We start from the raw sequence: 20,622 nt of genomic DNA on the forward strand, positions 1-20,622 counted from the left end.
CTCCTTATTTCGGAATGACACCTTTAATGCCCTTAACAAACCAAGTTGTCCCTAGGATTTCTTCATCTGTCATCTTTTTACCCTGTTCATATCGGACTTTTCCGTCTTGATCGACAATTGGACCTTGGAACACATCGAAGGTTCCCGCTAGAATCTCCTGCTTTTTCTTCTCAACAAGCTCCTTCACGTCAGCCGGCACATTTTTGCCAAGCGGTGCCATTTCCGTGATGCCTTCCTTCATGCTGCCGAAGTATGCTTCCGACTTCCAAGTGCCGTCCATGACGCTTTTCACAGCTTTCACATAGTAAGGGCCCCAATTCCATTTCGGGTTGGAAATGTACGTTTCCGGCGCAAATCGACCCATGTCGGAATCGTTGCCGATGCCCCAAACCTTGCGCTCAGCAGCCGCTTGAATACCCGCAGGCGAATCTTGATAGGCAGCCAGCACATCAACGCCTTTATCCAGCAGTGAAATTGCCGCTTGCTTTTCTGTTGCCGGGTCAAACCAGGTATTGCTCCAAACGACGGAAACGTCTACGTTCGGATTCACGCTCTGTGCACCTAAGGTGAAAGCATTAATGGTGTAAATGACTTCTGGAATTGGGAACGCGCCAACGTAGCCCATATGATTGTTTTTCGTCATTTTGCCGGCGGCCATGCCGACGAGGTAGGCGCTTTGATACTCGCGTCCCATGTACGTGCCCATGTTAGGCAGTGTTTTGTAACCTGTGGCGTGGAGGAATTTCACATTCGGGTGCTTTTGCGCCACGTTATACATCGGGTCCATGTAGCCAAAAGAGGTCCCGAAAATGATATCATTTTTCTGTGCCAACTCTTCGAAGACCCGCTCCGCATCTGGGCCCTCGGGAATATTTTCAACTGTAGTCGCTTTGATACCCAGCTCTTTCTCCATCATCAAACGGCCTTGATCATGCTCATAAGTCCAACCTCCGTCACCGGGCACTCCGATATAAACAAAGGCGACTCTCGGCAGCTTTTTCTCTGTTGATGAAGGAGTTGTGCTTGCGGTCGAAGCTGGCGCAGGTGAGTTTGCTGGCGCTGTCGTGGTGCTCGTCGTTGATGTGGGTGAACTGGAGCAAGCGGATAGGATCATTAGGAAGACAGCAGTTAAGGACAACATCAATTTTCTTGGCATTATGGCTTCTACCCCTCTCTTTTTATCGACAAACCACATCGTTCTACCGCTCTGAAAATCCCTTCGTAACCAGTACAGCGGCATAAATTGCCGCACAGCGCTTGCTCGGCCTCCGCTCTCGTTGGGGCGGGGTTAATGGCCCACAAGGCCGTTAACGTGACAACCATCCCTGCGGTACAATAACCGCACTGCAGCCCTCCTTCCTCTAACATGGCTTGTTGAACAGGATGCAGCGTCTTCCCTTCGGATATCCCCTCAATTGTGGTCACCTGCTTGCCTGCCGCTTGATAAGCCATTAATAGACACGCATTTACCGGCTTCCCATCAAGCAGCACCATGCAGGCGCCGCATCGTCCAATCTCACAAGAAACTTTGGTTCCAGTCAGACACAAGTCGTCTCTTAAAATATCTGACATCCGCTTGGAAGCAGGAACCGGAATGGCAATTTCCTTTCCGTTAATGGCGCATTCGAGCACATACGTTGTATTAATCAATGGCCTCCACCCCTTCTAACCAATCGATGGACTGCACGATGTGTTCTGGTGAAATCGGCAGCCGGTTCACCCAAATGCCGGTTGCTTGCCGAACCGCTGCCGTAATCGCCGGCGCCAGTCCGACGCTGCCGATTTCGCCTACCCCGCGTGGGCCGAATGTATCGCCCTCAGGTAATTCTTCAATCGCTTCTACTCGGATTATTTGCGGACTATCTCGAAAAGTTGGAATCAGGTAAGTATCCAAATTATGCCTCACATAGGAGCTCTCCTGCATAGCGGCGTCCTCCGTTAACGTAAAGCCCAATGCCATTACGCTGCCTCCTTCGATTTGACCGAGGAAGCCCATCGGATTAATAACTGGCCCTGCTGCAATGACGTGATCGGTTTGAACCACCCTCACCCGCCCTGTCAGCATGTTCACTTCCACCTCCACGACAGCAGCTGCGTAGGAGTACAAATAATGCGCCCCGACCTGCCCCGCCGGTGTCGTCGGGTAGTCAAATGCGGTCTGCGCCAGTAGCGGTTTCGCTGCCTGATCGGCAGCCGCCGCCAACTGCGCATACGTCACAACCGGCCGCCCCGACCCATCGCCACTGCGATGGAGTCCGCCTGCGCCGGTTGTCAGCTCCTCCGGCGCGAAGCCGCCAAGATCAGCAGCCTGCTCTAGCAGCGCCTGCACGAACGGCGGCTTCAGCCGCTGCAGGGCGCGCCACATCATCGTGGTGGCGCGGGACGCCGTGCTCGAGCCGCTGCTCGGCACGCGGTCGGTATCGCCGATGACGATGCGGATGTCATCGGCGGCGCAGCCGAAGCAGTCCTGCAGCATCAGCGTGAGTGCTGCGTAAAGCCCTTGCCCGAACTCCTCGAAGCCGAAGGAGGCCTGAATCTTGCCCTCCGGCGTGAGCTCGAGGCGTCCGCTGGAGTGATCCGGGATGCCGAGGCCGAGGCCGGCGCCGTGCATCACCATCGAGGCGCCGACGCCTCGGCGCAGCCACGGCTCCTGCGTACTCGCCTGCGGCTTGCCCCGCTTCGCCCAGAGCGGCGACTCCTGCGCCTTGTGCCACACTTGGCTGGCACCTTCGGTCGGCACAATCTCCTGGCCCATCGGCCCGGGGTCGCTCGAAGCGCGCAGGTTCAGCTTGCGCAGCTCCCAAGCATCCATCCCGAGCTGCTCAGCCAGCCGCTCGATCTGACTCTCCACGGCAAAAATCACCTGATTGCCGCCAAAGCCCCGAAACTCCCCGGATACGCCGTTATTCGTATAAACACTAGTCCCTTTTACATCTATATGAGGAATCGTATAAGGCCCTATAGCATGTTCAGTTGCAAAGTTCAGTACCTCACAGCCCAACGTTGCGTATGCGCCTGTATCTGCAAGGATACTGACCTGGTGTGCGATAAGATGTCCATTTGCATCTGTACCTGTCTTCATGGTGATTCGCATCGGATGCCTTTTGATCCCGGCAATGACCGATTCCCTGCGGGAATTGTGCATTTTGATGGGAGCGCCTGTCATAAGCGCAAGCAAGGCACCGAATGGCTGTACATTCAGCTCATCTTTACCGCCAAATGATCCACCGATCGGACTGGATACTACGCGAATCTGCTCTTCTTCCATGGCAAGAATACGGGCAAGCTGCATCCGATCCTTATAGCCATGCTGCGTTGGCGAGTACACCGTCATTCGGCCATTTTTTTCCGGAATAAATAGGCCGCCCTCCGTTTCCATGTACGTATGCATTTGCCTCGGGGTGTAGTACGTATCCTCTACGATGTGTGCACACTTCGCAAAAGCAGACTCCGCTTCACCTTGCTTCAAATGCGTTCGATGCAGCAGATTGCCATCGGGATGAAGGAGCACCGTCCCGTCATCCAGCGCCGTTTCTGGATTGTCTACAACTGGCAGCGGCTCATATACAACTTCTATTAAACTAAGCGCGTACTCGGCGATCTCCTCCGTATCCGCTGCTACGGCCGCCACAGCATCACCAATGTAACGGACACGTTCATGGCACAGGACAGGCTGATGCGGGAAAGCAATGCCGAACAAATTCATGCCCGGCACATTCTCCGCTGTTATAACGGCGCGAACACCTCCGGTCGCTTTGGCTTTGCTCGTATCTATGGAAAGTATCCACGCATGCGGGTACTTGCTGCGCAGCACTTTCCCATGCAGCATACCCGGTGCGGTTAAATCCGTAAGGTATTGGAGCTTCCCAGTGACCTTCTCTTCTCCATCGGGACGAATGATCCACTTTTTCGCGTACGTATCACGACCTAGGAGCATAGGCTCCGCCCCCTTTTCGCCAAACTTTATAGCACTCAGAAACGATGAGATTCGCCGCCGTCATCTTCCGATAAGCAACACCTGCGTAATCATCAGCTACAGCCTCGAACCCTTCAGACACTCCCTTATGCAAAGTTTGCAGGACCTCCTTGGATAAAAGCTTACCGGTGACCGCGTCCTCGAGTTCGGTGAACCTCGCCGGAATAGCGCTTCCTCCGCCTGCACTCAAAGCGATAGCGACAATGGTTCCGCCTGCATCCATCCTTAAACTGCCGGCAACCGTTACAACGGATGGGGTAAACGCCTCTCTGCGGCCCACTTTCAAATAAAATTCATGGGAGCGCCCCGCATCCTGATCGATTTGCTCTTCATTGATCTGCCCCACGTTAGTCTGCTGCTCAGCATCCGTCTGCTCTGCCTCAGTCTGTTCCGTTCCAACCTGCTCAGAAGCTTGCACCACAATCTTTGTCATCATTTCATAAGCGTTAAAATGCTTGCTGTCCAGCCACACTTTTAGCGGCAGCATGCGCTCTTTTTGCCCATCCGACCAGCCCACCTGAGCATCCATAACCAACAGAACTGGAATAAGATCTCCAGTACGGGTTACTACATTGCCTCCGATTGAAGCTAAATTTCGTACGGAAGGCGCTGCAATCTCGGAACAAGCTTGCACTAAGAGTCCGCATCGCTGCCTCATCAGCTCATTTTCCATCAAATCTGATAGGCAACAGGCTGGCCCTATATGAACATGACCTAACGTGTCAATGGTTAAACCCGAAAGAGCAGGAATGCGCCCCAGACTAATCAAGTGCTGCGGAGTCGGCGAAAGGCCATTTTCCCAGCGTGTGCGCAGCCATGTGCCACCTGAGATCAACACCGAATTGTCTCCCCATTGATGTTTTAATTGCATGGCTTCCTCTACGCTCGTCGGCTGCCACACCGAAGGCTGCTGCTCCGGCAGCTGGTACAAAGGAACTGACATGAACAAAACCTCCTCAGCGTAAACTGAACCGCTGTTTTCACAAATTATCCGTAGTTAAATTAGATCAACTATAAACAATTTCCAAAAACAGAGTCAACTAACTTAACATCATTTTGTGTTTTTGTATAAAAAAATAGCGCATCATTAGTAACAATGCACTTTTAGCTACTTTTATGTTATTTAAATTGACATGAAGTGATCAGCAAATAGCTTTTTTGCCTCCTCATATCGTTCTGCAGTGTCTATGTCCATGAATGGCAATTCGTTTGCCTCAATAATACGTCCCCGATACAATGGCGAGCGAAACAGGGAACGCGCTCCGACATCCCCTTCCAAGGAAGCTGCGGCCTGCCACATGCCCGGTCCCATAATTAGCGGAGGTTTCGGCTGACCTTTATCCCCACTGGCCATATAATCCTCCCCTGCATGCTCATTGAACGCATTCGTAAGGCCACACAGCATAGCTCCATTGATGAATGGCTGATCCGCCAACAGAACCATAACCCCCTCTGGGCCAAGCCCCATGGCCGCCTGAACACCCGTGCGCAGCGAATGTGCCATCCCTCTTGCTGCATCTGGACAGACGGCAATATGGCAGCGGCCCAGCGCCATATGTGCGCGAGCAGATGCCGGAAGCCAATCCAAGGAGTCGCCTTCGCGAACGACAACAACCACACTGCATAGCTCCGAATTCAGCGCTTGCTGAAGAGCAACTCCGCCTAGCCGAACACCTTCAGCCAGTTCTAAGGACATCTTCGATGTCCCCATTCGCCTGGAGCTGCCGGCTGCTAGGTAGACGCCGACGACCTTTCGCTTCCTGGCGCTCACCATGGGCGGCACCCTTGGATATCTCCTGATCTGACGGAGGAGCTCCACTCTTCATTTGCGCGTACACCTCGCTTTATACGAATCAATTCCGCTACGATGCTGATGGCATTCTCAACTGGACCTTCCGAGCCAATGTTCAAGCCAACGGGATAATGCACCCAATCGGGTCGTTCCGCACCATCCAGCAGTCTCTCCGATCGCGAACGCGAGCCCATAATGCCAAGGTAGCGCAGTCGCAACTTTATTGCTTCCCGCACGAAGTCAGCATCTTTATCGAACTGATGACTCATGACCACGACATAGTCGTCAGAGGTCAATCTTAACTTTTTAACCAGCTCTCCTGGAAAAGCTGCAACCGTCTCCGCACCGGGAAACCGTTCCTCCGTGCAGTAGGATTCGCGCCAATCCGCGACCACCACGCGAAAGCCGCTGCTTACAGCGAGCCCCGCAAGCGGAATAGCATCTTGGTTAGCCCCAAAGACAATGACTCTAGGCTTAGGCTTGAAAGTGTAGATATATGCATTAGACAACGAATTGCAGTCAATAGAAGAAACCGCCTTATCTACACAGCACAACTTATACTTCGTATCGGAATACCCCTCCGTAAAAGAGCGTGTAAGTTGTATAACTTCCCCGCGATCTACAGCCGCTTTGGCAGTCAGGAGATGAACAAGCAGCTCGCCGGTCACTGACTCCAGCAGAATGCGAATTAACCCGCCGCACCCAATTGTTTCGCCCCACCCGAAGTCATCGGCAGGCCGCATGTCATACTCAATCATTTGCGGCTTCCGTGATGCCTCGACAAGGGGCACATAGCCGGATAGATCGGCTTCCAGACAGCCGGGGGAGATGCTCCCGTACAAGCTGCCATCGGCCAACAGCAGCATCATGGCTCCTTGCTTACGGTAAGCATGCCCTTCCACATGAATGACCGTCGCCAGCACAGCTGACTGTTCGCATTGCTTTATCGCTTCTAAAATGTCGTAGGCTTCCATCATTCAGCGCACCTCGCTTATATGGCATCATGGTCTTACCAGCCGATTGCTAAACCGTCACCTCGCGGATCCGCAGCTCCGCTCATAAAACCCATCTCATCAATGACAATCCCTTGCGCTTGCCCCATAAGGCCATCCCATGCTTTCACTGGCTCTACCCGATGTCCCCATCTTTGGAGACGGGCATACACGTCATCATCCAGACGATGCTCAAGCTTGAGAGCATCTCCGTCTTCCCCCCACGTGCGTCCGTAGACCCAACGGGGCAGTGCTATAGCTTCTTGAATCGTCAGTCCATAGTCCAACACGCCAGTCAGAATGGAAAGCTGCGTTTGCGGCTGACCCTCCCCGCCTTGGGTGCCATATAACATGTAGGGCTTACCTTCCTTGCTGACAATAGCCGGCATTAACGTGTGGAACGACCTTTTTTGGGGTTCCAGGACGTTCGCGCAAGCAGGGTCCAGCGAGAAGAAGGAGCCCCTGTTTTGCATAATAATCCCCGTATCCCCCGGCACATACGCAGCGCCAAAGTCGAAATACAAGCTTTGAATAAAGGAAACGGAATTCCCCGCCTCGTCAACCACAGCCGCATAAGCCGTATCTTGGCCGATTGCCGGAGATAAATGCTCACTTGCCTTAAACGGCTCTTCTTCTATCGCCTGCCAGAGCTCCTTGGCATAAGCCTTGGACAGCAGACGCTCCAGCGGAATTTCCCGAAAGTTCGGATCTGTCAAATACAGATCACGGTCTTTAAACGCCTTTTTAATAATTTCTGACATGATGTGATAAAAGTTGGCTGAAGCTCTGGGAACCGCGCTTACCTCAATATTTTCTAGCATATTCATCATCATTAGCGCTGTGAATCCTTGCGAGTTGGGTGGCATTTGATGAATCTCATATCCACGGTACGTGGCAGAGAGCGGTTGTACCCATTCTCCGGCATGACTCTCGAAATCTTCCTCCTGCAGCAATCCGCCGTCCCGCTGCAGACTTTCCACAACTGCCTTCATGACAGCGCCATTGTAGAAAGTATCCCGGCCATCCTGCCCAATCTGGCGCAGCGTCTCAGCCATCTCTTTCTGAACCAGTCGATCTCCTTCTTTCAAAAGCTCGCCGCCAGCCATATATAACGCGCTAAGCTGTTCAGAGGACCGAATGAACGCTTCATCCTTCTTCATCCAGAAGCGTAAATTCCGTGAAATCGGAAATCCCTTCTCCGCATAGGCAATTGCGGGTTCCAGCAGCTTCTCCCAAGGCAGTCTGCCGAATTTCTCCCACACCTGCCACCAGGCGTCGACCATGCCCGGCACCGTGATCGCGCTCAGAATCCCTCTCTGCGGAATCGCTTGCAAGCCTTTGGCCCCGTATAATTCAGGTGCCGCCAACGCAGCAGACTTCCCGCTTCCGTTGAAGCCCGTATAGGTACCTGTTGCTGCATCATACATCAGGAAGAACGCATCTCCGCCAATGCCCGTCATGTGCGGGTATACAACGCCGAGTGTCGCGCTAATCGCAATCGCACTGTCAAAAGCATTGCCTCCCTGCTGCAAAATAGCGCTCCCCACACTGCTAGCCAAATAATGAGGCGTTGCAACCATGGCACGTTCCGCTCGCGGCATGATGTTTAACATGGCTGTTCCTCCTCCTTACGAGCATATTGATTAAGGGCCGCTTGCAGCGCTGCACCAACGTTCACTTCGGCTCTGTGCCAGAGGAGAACAGCCTCCAGCGCACCAAGAACATGGAGCACGTTTTTTTGATTACAACTAAAACCCATCGTGCCGATTCGCCAGATTTGACCTTTCAGCGGCCCAAAAGAGCTGGCAATCTCAATCCCGAATGTATTCAGCAGCATGGAACGTACAGACTCGCCGTCCATCCCATCCGGAATACGGATGCAGGTTACGACCGGCAGCTTACAGTCAGGGTCCCCGTACAGCGTAAGCCCCATGGCTTGCAGGCCGGCGACCAGCGCAGCTTCATGACGCCTATGACGACGGTAGCGTTCCTCCAGCCCCTCCTGCAGGACTAGGCGCAGCCCTTCGCGCAAAGCATAGAGCATGGATGTCGCTTCCGTATGATGATTAAGCCGCTTCGAGCTCCAGTAATCCTGCAGCATGCCGAGGTCAAAATAGTTACTCGCCACAGGCTTCAAGTTAGAAACAGCCGCCCCTTGCTCGCGCAGCCCCCGCTCGATCGTTTTGCGTCGTAACACTTTGGCTTCGACTCGATCATTATAGGTAATCGGCGACATCCCCGCTGGGACGGACAGGCACTTCTGCGTCCCGCCGATGACAGCATCGAGCTGCCAAGCATCCGTATGGACCGGGACACCGCCAATTGTTGCTACTGCATCCACGACAAGCAGCGCATCTACTTCCCGACATGCTGCGCCAATGCCATCCAATGGTTGGATGCAGCCCGTGGACGTTTCGCCGTGGACCATCGCGACGATGCTCGGCTTTTCCCTTTGGATCGCGTCTATGATCTCTTTTGTGTCGAAAACAGAACCCCACTCCCGCTCCAACATAAGAACCTCTGCGCCGCAGCGTTCAGAGATTTCCACAAGCAGATGACCGAAACGCCCATAAATAGGAACAAGCACCTTATCTCCTGGTTCAATGACACTTATAAGTACAGCTTCAATGCCGGAACGCGATGTGCCATCTACCGGATAAGCCCATTGATTGCTCGTTTGAAACACATCGCGAAGCATTTCCATTGTTTCATTCATCAGTTCTGTGAATTCCGGATCGAACTGCCCCAGAATCGGATACGACATTGCACGAAGCACCCGTGGGTCGACCTCAACAGGTCCGGGGGTCATTATGGTTCTCAGCGAGGGCGATAAGTCCTTATAGAATTTCATCTGCTTTTCCCCCATAGCCATATTGGTACAACACGTGAACCAGTGTGTGAAATCCGGCGATCAGATCATCCGCTTCCGTAAATTCCTCAGGACTGTGGCTTATACCGCCGACACTTGGCACGAAAATCATCGCTGACGGACATATCGGTCCGAACAGCTGAGCATCATGTCCTGCGCCGCTCGGCAGCCGCATATGCTGAAATCCGCCGGCTTCACAGGCAGCCTCAATTTCTTTCCAAATGCTTTCCTGCATAGCGACCGGCGAAGCATGTAAATTTTGAACCGTCTCTATAGTAAGCCCTCTTCGCATCGCGATTTCTTCGAGCTTTGTTAGCAATCTTACACAAAATGTACGCATCTCCGGCTCGTCAGTATGCCTAATATCTAGTGTGAACTCCACTTCTCCAGGCACCACATTCGAGGTTCCCCGCTTCACTTCCAAACGCCCCACAGTAGCAACAAGCAGGTCTCCTGCCTCAAGTGCCATCTGCTCCGTTAGCACTACCATTTCTGCTGCTCCCGCAAGCGCATCCTTGCGCATCTTCATCGGCGTTGTTCCCGCATGATTGCAGCTGCCTGTTACCTGTACGGTCAGTCGAATTTGGCCAACGATGGCTGTTACAATGCCGATTTGTTTCTTTTTATAGGTTAAAATAGAACCTTGCTCGATATGAATTTCGATATAGCCGCCAATTAATTCGCGCTTGGCCGGATACTGCTGCCCATTCGCTGTGGCATCAAAGCCTGCTTGCCGCATCGCCTCAAGCAAAGTAACGCCGCCCTGATCGGTTATCTCCGCCGCAAGCAGCAAGGATCTTGCGCCCGTGACATGCCCTGAGCCCCAGTAGGCCAACGGGAATCGGCTTCCCTCTTCTTCACAGAACGAGACAGCTTCTAATGTCCGCTTCGGTGTCCCGTAAGCTGCTTTCAAATAACCGAGTGCCATCATCGAAGCGATGACACCGAATGCGCCATCGTACTTGCCGCCGTTTTTAACCGTATCGATATGCGATCCCGTCAGTATAGGCTTCGAGTCAGACTGACTACCTGGCAATGTGCCAAATACATTGCCAACCGCATCGAAACCGGCCTCCAGCCCCAGTTGCTGCATTTTGCCAACAATCGCTCGCTGCGCCTGCAGCCATGGGTCTGTATACAGCAGCCGAGTCACTCCACCTTCGGCATCAGCCCCGTACGAGGAAAGCTCCTCCAACTCCTCAAGCATCCGCACTCCGAATTGGGACAGCAGATCGCGTGAATTCGGTACCCTTTTAGCCACCGACCTCACCTCCAACAATCACAGCACGGCGTAACCACGCGCCATCAGCCGTCTCCGCAACTCCTTCTCCAAGCTCATATACCTTGCTTCCCCGGCAAAATGTCGCCTTCACACGGCACCCAAACGTCCGCCCCACATAGGGACTATGTTTGTGGCGGTAAAGCAAATCATTCACCTGCAGAGTATAGCCTCTGCTCATATCAACCAGTGCGAAGTCGGCATCCGCTCCGACAGCAATCACCCCCTTGCGAGGATACAGTCCATAACGCTTGGCAGGCTCAAGCGACAGCATCCTCGACAGCTCAGGCAGCGGCACATTTCTGCGAAGATGCCCTTCATCCAGCATCAGCTCCATGGAGCTCTGCGCCCCGGAGATGCCGCCCCACGCTTCGAAGAAGTCCCCCTGCTTCATGGAAGTCGGGCATGGGGAATGGTCCGAAGCGAGGATGTCGAGCCGCCCGGCCATCAGCTCCGCCCATAGCCGGTCTTGATCTTCCGCCGTGCGCAGTGGAGGCGCGCACTTCGCAACCGGTCCCAGCTGCACCAAGTCCGCGCTGGTCAGTGCCAAATAATGCGGACACGTTTCCACCGTGACGTCTAGCCCCTTGGCCTTCGCCTCCGTGATGGCCTGCACACCTTCCGCGCTGGAAATATGCACGAAGTGCAGCGGGCAGCCCGTTTGCTCTGCGTAGTACAGCGCACGGTTCACCGCTTCCAGCTCCGCAGCAATCGGTCTCGTTGCGACGAAGTCGAGCGCTCCGCGTCTGCCTTCCGCCTGAGCCTTAGCGGCTCGCCTCGATACGATCTCTTCGCTTTCAGCGTGAAGAGCGAGCACCAGACCCAGGCGGGCGATCTCCTGCATCCCTCTAAAGAGGGTTACGTCGTCCACCTCAGCGAAAATATCTTCCCCTTCTCCGCCGGGACAAGACATGAAAGCCTTGAAGCCAATGACACCGGCTTCCGCCAGCTCCTGCAGATTCCGGGTATTGCCCGGAACCAATCCGCCCCACAGCGCATAATCGACCAAGCAGTGTCCTGCAGCTGCTTCCAGCTTTTGTTCTAAAGCGCTAAGCCTTACAGTTGGAGGGACGCCGTTAAGCGGCATATCGATAAATGTTGTACAGCCGCCAGCTGCGAGAGCTGCCGAACCTGTCGCGAACCCCTCCCAGTGGCCCAGCGCCGGTTCGTTGAAATGAACGTGCGCATCTATCATGCCGGGCAGAATATGCAGGTGCTCCGCCTCGTAAACAGGCGTTTGCTCCGAATATTTGAGGTTTTCGCCTAGCGCAGCAATCTTGCCGCCCAGAATACCGATATCTACATGCCGCACAGCATCCATGAGGACAACGGTACCATTGCGAATTACGAGGTCAAACTGTTTATCATCCATGCGAAATCCTCCCTCGGACGTAGATATAGCCACGCTTTTTACCAATCACTAGCTTCCTCTATATGTGTTATATCCCCATGGCGCGATCAAGAGAGGGACATGATAATGGCTTCCTGCTGCCGCAACGCCGAACCGGATTGGCACTTGATCTAGAAAAGGAGGATCGGATAGAAGGACTCCCGTCTCCCTGAAGTAATCACCGACATGGAAAACTAACTCATAGGTTCCAGCTGCAAAATCTTCCCCGCTTAACATCGGCCCCTGCAACCGGCCGTCCGCATTCGTGACCTCCACGCTAAGAAGCTCTGCCTTTCCCTCTTGAAGACGGTACAACTCAATGCGTACAGCTTGTGCAGGTCTGCCTTGGCTAACATCCAGAACGTGCGTTGTTAGTCCAGCGCTCATAGCTTATAGACCCTCCAGATCACGCTTTGTCATCGAAAAGCCTTGAAATCCATACGGCGGTCTAGGCTCTGTGAACACCTTTCCTTCACCTGCCGTGGCCTGTTCCAGAATCGTTTCCCAAGTCCGGTTATTCGATTCGAACCGAACCTCTTTTAACTGTGGAAACCTAAGTAACGCGCGCTGTCCGATGCGATAGATGAGATTTTGGATCGATGGCGAGTGCTGCTCATGAAAGACAGTATGTGCGATGTCCCGAATTTGTTCAGCAGCAACATAGCGTCCCAGATCCGAGTCGAGCGCATCTTCGACCTCCTCATAGATCCAAGCGATATCTAGGAAAATAAATAGCGGGCGGTCATAAGATTCTGGTAGTGTTGTATACTCATCTCGTACGAAGCCAGCGAATGAACTGCCCTTCACCTTGATTAGCTTCAGATCGGCAATTCCGCCTTCATGCTCCAGAATAGCGATGCCCTCTTCCGTCCGTGTGATCTCAACCTTGGCTGTCGGATGCTCATTTTGTGAATACCGGTAGACCAGATTCCCATTCTCGAAGCCTTGGGCTCCCGGTACCGGCAGCACATCAAAAGCGACTTGGTCGGCCGTCATTTTCACGCCTGTCATCTGAGGATATGTCTCTAGCAGCTTACGGCTTGCGAATGCGAGAAATCCTTCAGCCGTTGCCCCTTCATATTCTCCAGCCTTTCGCAGGATGAAGTTTTTCATGGAGTCCGTTGCCACAACCAGCGTGTTATCCCCTTCTGTAAAAGAAGTGAAAAACTTCTCTCCGCTAACCGCCACCTTGATATTCATCCCAAAAAGTATATTATCTCGTCCCACAAAACCCGATTCAGGTATTAACGTAAGATTGGTTAGCGGCTTTGCGTAGGACCTGTACACCCATACATCGCCTTTTCCGTAGTACATGATTCTCTCAGTTCCGTTCTTCATCGCTTTCCCCTCCGCTTCGTCTACCAGCATTGCCTCTAGGCGAAACCGCCCGATTTTGCAAACCTCCTGTAAAGCCTTGCCCATCTCCTCCTTCACCTCTCGATGAATGCGATGGCTCAGTGCTTCGCGAATTACATCCTTGGTCTGACCCTTGACGGCCATGATGAACGGAAACTGAAAAGCCTCCGTGTACTGCTTGTTAAGCTGGAGAAACTGATCATACTCTTCCGGTGATAACTGGTTAAGACCCGCTCCGGCCTGCTCATTTATGGAGTGATCCGTCATGCGAACTCGTGTTCCCAAATCTGGGTGGGCGCGCAGCAGAGCCAACTGCTCTTCCCGATCCGCGCGCCATACCTCCCTTTCCAGACTGCTGATCAGATCCTGTCTTCCTGCAAAGGGCCTAGCACTCCACGCCCGCTCCGCCACCCAAGGGGAGTGTTCAAACAAAGGGCCTAAGGCCTCGACGAACCCTTTCAGACTCAGTTCATTCACTTCCTGAAGCGTAAGCGCCACTACCCATCACCTCGATGACTATGTAAATGTTATCCATTCTTGATCAAGATTTGTTTCATTGTAAATGCGTCATCCCCATGGGTCAATTTATATGAAAGAAGTTTGTAAAGTTTCATAACATCAGAAACTTTTTTTGTGAAATTGCAAAAAAAGCCGCTAGGGACAAGGAGTTCTTCCCTAACGGCTTTCCTTTTTGACCACTAATTCGCGGTTGTTCAGCGACTCTTTATTGCCTCCAGCGATGTTTTTCATCGCTGCAGTTTCTCCGCTGGGACAGCTGCTCGCTATAACGATGAGAAACATCGTTACAGTTGCGTAAATGCCCTCCCTGCTGGCTCACCCTAATGGGATACTTTATCTTTTACTTCCAATAACCAGCATGCGCCGCAACAGCCTCCGCCTCAATCTCTGGAACCGGTCCGATAACTTGAATCGGTTTACTTCCTCTAGCAAAAATCACACGACACGGCAAATCCAGCGTCGGGTTCTGCTCATCCGCCCCAGTCAATTCAGCCAAGCGCGTCTCCGAAATGCCATAGACGACGCGCCCCACATTGCCCCAATAAATGGAGCCCGCACACATAGCACACGGCTCTGCTGAAGTATACAGCGTGCATGCCCATAGCATTGCCTTGGTATATTTTTTCGAGGCCGCCTCCATCAACGTAGTTTCAGCATGCCCCGTACAGTTGGATTCGGTTATTTCAATATTGCCTTGCTCCAAAAGGATTTCCCCCGTCGGGCCTACCAGCACCGCACCAAATGGGGTATTGCCAGACTTTCTGGCTAACAGAGAGAGTTCAACGCATCTTTTTAAATAGAATAAGTGGTTTTCTGGTTCATTCATCTGCTATCCTCCTCATTTTCGCTTAAAATCTTTGCTCCCTAATGTAGGGCACACCCAGCGCCTCCGGTGCGCCTGAAGGCTTATTGCGGTTACGCCACCCGAGGAACATAAGAACGAGAATGGTTACGATATAGGGAATCATTTTCAAAAAGTAAGAAGGAATATGGCTTCCAATCAGCTGTACGCGGAACCCCAGGATGTCCAGAACCCCAAAGAAATACGCACACACCAAAGCCCGAATCGGGTTCCATCTGGCAAAAATAATAAGCGCCACGGCAATCCATCCGCGCCCGGACGTCATCCCTTCACTCCATGTCGGCGTGTACACAAGCAGCAGATCTGCTCCGCCAAGACCGATCAGCATGGAACCGATGATGATGCAGCCGTAGCGAATCGCGATAACGGGTATCCCCATGACATCTGCGGTTGCGGGATTATCCCCGACAGCTCTCAGGTGCAGCCCCCATGAAGTCCTGTGGATGAACAGATGCATCACAATCACCAACACAAAACTAAACCAAGTAAATAGGTCCATATGGGCAAAAATCTTCCCCAGAAAAGGCACATTCTCCAGCCATGCCAAATGAAGCTTCGGCACCGCTCCGGTCAGCGGATGTCCGCTCACCGGCTTCCCCAGGTATGCGCTAAGACCGGTACCGAAGATCGTCATCGCCAGCCCGCAAACCACTTGATTGGCATGCAGCGAGATACACAGCACCCCATGCAGCAGCCCCAGCAGTCCGCTCACGGCAAGAACACAGAGAATAGCCAAGGCTAAATTCCCGGTATGTATGTACAAAAGACAAGAGGTTACCGCTCCCATCAGCATCAATCCTTCTGCTCCTAGCTGGGTGATGCCAGACCTCTCGATTAGAATCCCGCCCAACACGGCCAAAAGCAGCGGAGTACCCGATGAAATGGCCGAAACAATTAATTGCGTAATGATCTCCATCCCTTTTCAGCCCCTCTCCTTCATCGCCACTGTTGTTGCAAGCTTTTTAGCTATTTAGCTATTGCGACGCATGCGAAATTTCCCAGCCATACCGCCTGCAATCAGGAAAAACAAGATAGCTCCTTGAATCATCGACGAAATCGAGGACGGGAGGCCAATCGTTTGCACGCTATATCCCCCAACAATCAGTCCGCCGAAAAGCACCGACGAAACCACCAGACTAAGCGGATTCAGCTTCGCCAGCCATGCCACAATAATAGCCGTATACCCATACCCCGGAGAAATACCGTACATGAGACGATGCGCCACACCCGATACCTCCCCCATGCCAGCAAGCCCAGCCAGTCCTCCGCTAATGACCATAACAAGCAACACATGCCTGGAAATCCGAATCCCTGCGTTCCGCGCCGCTTCTGCATTCGCTCCAATGAGTCGAAGTTCATAACCCCAACGTGTATAACGAATAACGAACGCATAAAGCAGCACACCGATAATGGCAAAAATGATGCCCAAATGGAGCCGCGAAGCGCCAAAAGTAGGTAAAGATTGCGCTGCAGTGAACATCGGCGAGCCTGGGAAGTTGAAGCCCTTCGGATCTTTCCATGGACCGAATACCGCATAATTCAAGGCGAGCAGTGCCACATAATTCAGCATCAGTGAAGTAATCAGCTCATTGACTTGAAAAAATGTCCTCGGAATCGCCGTCAACAGCCCCCAAAGTCCCCCCGCCGCAATGCTTGCCAACAGCATACAGGGAATTGATAGGTACATAGGCAGATGTGGAAAATAGATCGTTATCGCCGTCGCCGCCATAGCACCAGCCAAAAACTGCCCTTCCGCCCCGATGTTCCACACGGAAATCCGGTACGCAATGGATACCCCCAAGCCGCACAGCAGTAAGGGAATCGCCTTAACCAACGTCTCTGTCAGGCCAAAGGAAGAGCCAAAAGCGCCAGTTAGCATTTTGGCATACACGGTAATCGGGTTCATGCCGTTCAATGAGATAAAAATACCGCAGGCTACCAGCGCTAGAATGATGGATACAATTGTAATCCACCATGGACTTTCACGACCCGCTGGGTCAATCTCCAAACGAAACGGCAGGCGTAAGCCCGGTTCACGCTTGACGACTTTCGCTTCCACCCGAATGGTTCCAGCCGTTTGTTGTTCACTCATCCTGCGTTCTCCTCCTCTGACCCTGCCATTAGCATACCGATGTATTCACGGTTCGCTTCCTCTCGGGGAATATTGCCCACGATGCGTCCTCCGTACATAACTATAATCCGGTCTGACAGCTGCAGCACCTCATCTAAGTCCTCGGATATGAGCAGCACAGAACGCCCCTTTTTCCGCAGGCTCTCTAACAGATCATGCACGCCAGCTGTCGCTCCGACATCGAGCCCTTGTGTTGGATGCACCGCAACCATCAGCTTTGGTTCCAGGTCAACCTCCCTAGCAAGGAGCAGCTTCTGTTGATTGCCACCCGACAGGTAACGCACAGGAGCATCAATGCCCGGCGTTTTCACATCAAAAAGCTCAACAAGCTTCTGGGACCAATTCCGATTGTTCTCTGTGCGAAGCAGCCCTAAGCGCGAGCGTTCGGAGGAGCGGTACGTTTTGAAGAGCAGGTTATCGACGGCTCCCAGACTTCCCGCTAGCCCGCTCTTCATCCGGTTTTCCGGTACGTGGGCCATGCCTTGCTCGATCGCTCCTCGCACAGAACCATTGCGCAGCGGCTTTCCATCGAATCGTATGTCGCCGTCTTTCCATGGGCGAAGACCTGTTAACACTTCCGCGAGTTCCTTTTGCCCGTTTCCAGAGACGCCGGCAACTCCGACAATCTCCCCCGCTTTCACATCAAAATAAAGCCCATCCAGCACCTTACGCCCAGAATCTGCGTAAACGTTCAAACCGCTCACAACTAGCATGGGGTTGCCCACTGACTTCTCCCTCACAACAGTTCGGGCATGTACGCTCTCTTGTCCGACCATTAGCTGTGCCAAATCACGTTCGCTCGTCTCTGATTTCGCCATCGTTGCGATCATCTTTCCTTTGCGCATCACGGAAATATGATCCGAAGCGAACATCACCTCTTTCAGCTTATGCGTTGTCATAATGACGGTTTTGCCTTCCTGCTTCATGCGGTTCAGTGTTTCGAACAACTGCTCCACCTCACCTGGCGTCAGGACCGATGTCGGTTCATCCAAAATAATGAAGTCGGCGCCGCGATACAGCGTCTTCACAATCTCTACCCGCTGCTGCTCGCCGACGGATAACTGCCAGATCGGCCGATCCACTGGAAACGGCAATCCAAAATGCTTCGAAATCGCCTCAATCTCCTCCGACTTCCGAGCTAACCATCCAGGGCCTCTCCAGAATGAGGACGTTTCCCCGAGTACGATATTCTCCGCTGCTGTTAATGTCTGCACGAGCCTGAAATTTTGAAACACCATGCCGATTCCAAGCCGCATAGCATCCTTAGGTGAACGAATGCGCACTTTCTCGCCATGCAAGTGAATTTCGCCATGTGTGGGGCGGTATACCCCTGAGAGCATGCACATCATCGTGCTTTTGCCGGCACCATTTTCCCCGAGCAGCGCATGGATTTCTCCTGCCTTTGCCCGAAAATTCACCTCATCGTTCGCGATAACGGAGCCGAATTGCTTCACAATCTGGATCATCTCAACGGAATACTGCTCCTCTTTCTTCAAGCGTGCCCCTCCTCTTATAACCGTATATGCTCAAAACAGCATCTCCCCATGAAGGATCTGCTGCTGCTGCTTACCACTATCCATTTTCCTCACTATACTGTTCAGGTTAAATCTACGTCAATTAACATCACATCTTATTAGCGCTGCATACGAAAAATACCTCTTACTTTGTGCTAACCGCCAAAGGTAACGTCAACTTACATAACGCGAATGCAAAAAGGAACAGCCACAACGCGTCTCTACAGACGTTTTGAAGCTGCTCCCTTGCTCATCGCTAACTAGGAAAGAAATATGCCGCCGTATACAAAGCCGGCAACAATCACAAAAGCAGGATGGATCTTTCTCTTTTGAATGAGATAGAAAGCCACTGCCGCTATGCCAATAAACTGAAGATATCCGATTGCCTTAGTAGATTCCACCATGCTGCTCCATGTAACCAGCACCATCATAATGGCGATCACGGGCTGCACAAGCAGCGTCATCCCTTTGATCACAGGGGATTGCTTATATTTCTGCAGCATATTCAATAAAATGATTAGTGCGATAATCGACGGAACCACTGTTGCCGCCACAGCGATGAATACTCCGATCCACCCGCCGAGTTGAAACCCGACATACGCGGCAATTTTCGTCGCGATCGGTCCCGGCAGTGCATTTCCCAGCGCCAGCATGTTAGAGAACTCGCTGCTAGACATCCATGCATGGTTCGTTACGATCTCCTGATACATCAAGGGTATCGAAGAAGGCCCTCCTCCGTATCCAAACACATTCGCCAGAAAAAAACTAACAAATAAATGCCACCATTCCATCATGCGTCCTCACCAGTCCCCAGCTGTCTCTTCTTCCACTTATCTTTGAGCTTATGATGGAAGGAACCATATAGGAGGAAGAGAAAAATGACAATCGCCGGGTGCACAGAAAACGTCTGCAGCAGCAAGAAAGAGATCACGAAAAAAGTAATACCCGCCGTCCAGCCCAATCCCTTGATGGCTTTCTCCCCAAACTCATACGCCATGACCCCCAGCATCACAGCAACAATTGGCACAACAGCCGCTATCATCCCTTTGATCACATGCGACGTACTAAAAAATTGAATGAACGAGTACAGCCCAACCATCGCTACACAGGTAGGCACAATATGTGACAACACGCCAACTGCCGCTCCAACTGTTCCTTTAAGTCGATACCCCAGATACCCGGCCAACTTCGTTGCAATGGGTCCCGGCAGCGTATTCGCTATCGCCAGCACCTCCATGAACTCCTCATCCTTCATCCACTGAAAGCGCGTCACTGCCTCATACCGGACTAACGGGACTATCGACGGCCCGCCGCCATATCCCAAAATCCCTGTACGCAGCATCGCCATTCCAATCTGAGCATATGTGTTTCCCACACGCCTCACTCCTGTCTCTTGCTGTAACTTCAGCATCTATATATGTACTTACGTAGGCTGCGTCAAAGCAAACTTCGCCTTATTGTAATATAAGTTTAAATGATTTATTTGATTCTATCCGCACTTTTGTAAAAATGACAAACAATGTTTGATTTCTTTGGGCTCTCATCTTACTCCTCCAAAGTCACTTTACTGTAAAAAGTGCAGGTAATTATCCTTCCCATCGTCTGTTTAGCTAGCTCAGATGTAATAAGTGCAGCTAATTTCACTTATAGCCGACGATTCCGGCGTTTTCGCTTAATTTAACTGTAGCAAATGCAGGTATTCGGTCAAAATGGGAATAGCGGAGTAAATTTACTGTACATTTTGCAGTTAAGCTTTGTGAGTGCCCATAATAGCACCGAAAATAAACAAAAAAACCTTACAAGGATTTCTCCTTGTAAGGTTTCTCATCTGTGCTTGGCAACGTTCTACTCTCCCAGAACCCTGCGGTTCAAGTACCATCGACGCTGGAGGGCTTAACGGTCGTGTTCGAGATGGGAACGCGTGGGTCCCCTCCGCCATCAT

The 20,622-nt window shown here is 52.3% G+C and carries 19 protein-coding genes and 1 rRNA gene; all 20 read right to left on the bottom strand.

Annotation, left to right across the window (positions count from 1 at the left end):
- Positions 1–4: 4 nt before the first annotated feature.
- Positions 5–1,156 (bottom strand): BMP family ABC transporter substrate-binding protein, encoded by a 1,152-nt coding sequence (locus AC58UW_RS28360; protein ID WP_497423912.1) that lies wholly within the window; start codon positions 1,154–1,156, stop codon positions 5–7.
- An 8-nt stretch (positions 1,157–1,164) separates the two neighbouring features.
- Positions 1,165–1,650, bottom strand: coding sequence for a (2Fe-2S)-binding protein (locus tag AC58UW_RS28365; protein WP_497423913.1), 486 nt, complete (start codon positions 1,648–1,650; stop codon positions 1,165–1,167).
- Positions 1,643–3,937 carry a xanthine dehydrogenase subunit D gene (gene pucD / locus AC58UW_RS28370; protein WP_497423914.1) on the bottom strand — a complete coding sequence of 765 codons (2,295 nt, stop codon included), beginning with the start codon at positions 3,935–3,937 and terminating at the stop codon, positions 1,643–1,645. Before pucD ends, AC58UW_RS28365 begins: the two co-directional genes overlap by 8 nt.
- The gene (locus tag AC58UW_RS28375; RefSeq protein WP_497423915.1) at positions 3,921–4,919 is read right to left on the bottom strand and encodes an FAD binding domain-containing protein; all 999 of its coding nucleotides are present in this window, start codon (positions 4,917–4,919) and stop codon (positions 3,921–3,923) included. The genes pucD and AC58UW_RS28375 overlap by 17 nt, the downstream gene beginning before the upstream one ends.
- A gap of 180 nt (positions 4,920–5,099) precedes the next feature.
- Complete coding sequence (locus AC58UW_RS28380) at positions 5,100–5,750, bottom strand: nucleotidyltransferase family protein (RefSeq protein WP_497423929.1); 651 nt, start codon at positions 5,748–5,750, stop codon at positions 5,100–5,102.
- The gene (locus tag AC58UW_RS28385; RefSeq protein ID WP_497423916.1) at positions 5,744–6,745 is read right to left on the bottom strand and encodes an XdhC family protein; all 1,002 of its coding nucleotides are present in this window, start codon (positions 6,743–6,745) and stop codon (positions 5,744–5,746) included. Before AC58UW_RS28385 ends, AC58UW_RS28380 begins: the two co-directional genes overlap by 7 nt.
- A gap of 32 nt (positions 6,746–6,777) precedes the next feature.
- Positions 6,778–8,373, bottom strand: a complete 1,596-nt coding sequence (gene ggt / locus AC58UW_RS28390) for a gamma-glutamyltransferase (protein ID WP_497423917.1) — start codon at positions 8,371–8,373, stop codon at positions 6,778–6,780.
- On the bottom strand, positions 8,367–9,611 hold the full coding sequence (locus tag AC58UW_RS28395; RefSeq protein WP_497423918.1) for a pyridoxal-phosphate-dependent aminotransferase family protein: 1,245 nt from the start codon (positions 9,609–9,611) through the stop codon (positions 8,367–8,369). The genes ggt and AC58UW_RS28395 overlap by 7 nt, the downstream gene beginning before the upstream one ends.
- Complete coding sequence (locus AC58UW_RS28400) at positions 9,598–10,890, bottom strand: M20 family metallo-hydrolase (RefSeq protein WP_497423919.1); 1,293 nt, start codon at positions 10,888–10,890, stop codon at positions 9,598–9,600. Before AC58UW_RS28400 ends, AC58UW_RS28395 begins: the two co-directional genes overlap by 14 nt.
- The gene (locus AC58UW_RS28405; RefSeq protein WP_497423920.1) at positions 10,883–12,280 is read right to left on the bottom strand and encodes an allantoinase; all 1,398 of its coding nucleotides are present in this window, start codon (positions 12,278–12,280) and stop codon (positions 10,883–10,885) included. The genes AC58UW_RS28400 and AC58UW_RS28405 overlap by 8 nt, the downstream gene beginning before the upstream one ends.
- A 48-nt stretch (positions 12,281–12,328) precedes the next feature.
- Positions 12,329–12,685 (bottom strand): hydroxyisourate hydrolase, encoded by a 357-nt coding sequence (gene uraH / locus AC58UW_RS28410; protein WP_497423921.1) that lies wholly within the window; start codon positions 12,683–12,685, stop codon positions 12,329–12,331.
- Between the two features lie 3 nt (positions 12,686–12,688).
- Entirely contained in the window at positions 12,689–14,152 is a 1,464-nt protein-coding gene (pucL, locus tag AC58UW_RS28415) for a factor-independent urate hydroxylase (protein WP_497423922.1), read from the bottom strand.
- A gap of 177 nt (positions 14,153–14,329) precedes the next feature.
- Complete coding sequence (locus tag AC58UW_RS28420; protein WP_497423923.1) at positions 14,330–14,455, bottom strand: hypothetical protein; 126 nt, start codon at positions 14,453–14,455, stop codon at positions 14,330–14,332.
- Positions 14,456–14,513: 58 nt separating this feature from the next.
- The gene (locus AC58UW_RS28425; protein ID WP_497423924.1) at positions 14,514–14,999 is read right to left on the bottom strand and encodes a nucleoside deaminase; all 486 of its coding nucleotides are present in this window, start codon (positions 14,997–14,999) and stop codon (positions 14,514–14,516) included.
- 22 nt (positions 15,000–15,021) lie between these two features.
- Positions 15,022–15,951, bottom strand: coding sequence for an ABC transporter permease (locus AC58UW_RS28430; RefSeq protein ID WP_497423925.1), 930 nt, complete (start codon positions 15,949–15,951; stop codon positions 15,022–15,024).
- A 54-nt stretch (positions 15,952–16,005) separates the two neighbouring features.
- Positions 16,006–17,127: an ABC transporter permease gene (locus tag AC58UW_RS28435; protein WP_497423926.1), complete on the bottom strand. Its 1,122-nt coding sequence runs from the start codon at positions 17,125–17,127 to the stop codon at positions 16,006–16,008.
- Positions 17,124–18,632: an ABC transporter ATP-binding protein gene (locus AC58UW_RS28440; protein ID WP_497423930.1), complete on the bottom strand. Its 1,509-nt coding sequence runs from the start codon at positions 18,630–18,632 to the stop codon at positions 17,124–17,126. The genes AC58UW_RS28435 and AC58UW_RS28440 overlap by 4 nt, the downstream gene beginning before the upstream one ends.
- Positions 18,633–18,940: 308 nt before the next feature.
- A complete protein-coding gene (chrA, locus tag AC58UW_RS28445; protein ID WP_497423927.1) occupies positions 18,941–19,474 on the bottom strand; it encodes a chromate efflux transporter ChrA in 534 nt (177 codons plus the stop codon).
- Positions 19,471–20,091 carry a chromate efflux transporter ChrB gene (gene chrB, locus AC58UW_RS28450; RefSeq protein WP_497423928.1) on the bottom strand — a complete coding sequence of 207 codons (621 nt, stop codon included), beginning with the start codon at positions 20,089–20,091 and terminating at the stop codon, positions 19,471–19,473. Before chrB ends, chrA begins: the two co-directional genes overlap by 4 nt.
- A gap of 421 nt (positions 20,092–20,512) precedes the next feature.
- Positions 20,513–20,622 (bottom strand): 5S ribosomal RNA (rrf, locus tag AC58UW_RS28455); the annotation flags it as partial.

It is taken from the genome of Paenibacillus sp. J22R160 (genome assembly GCF_059692135.1).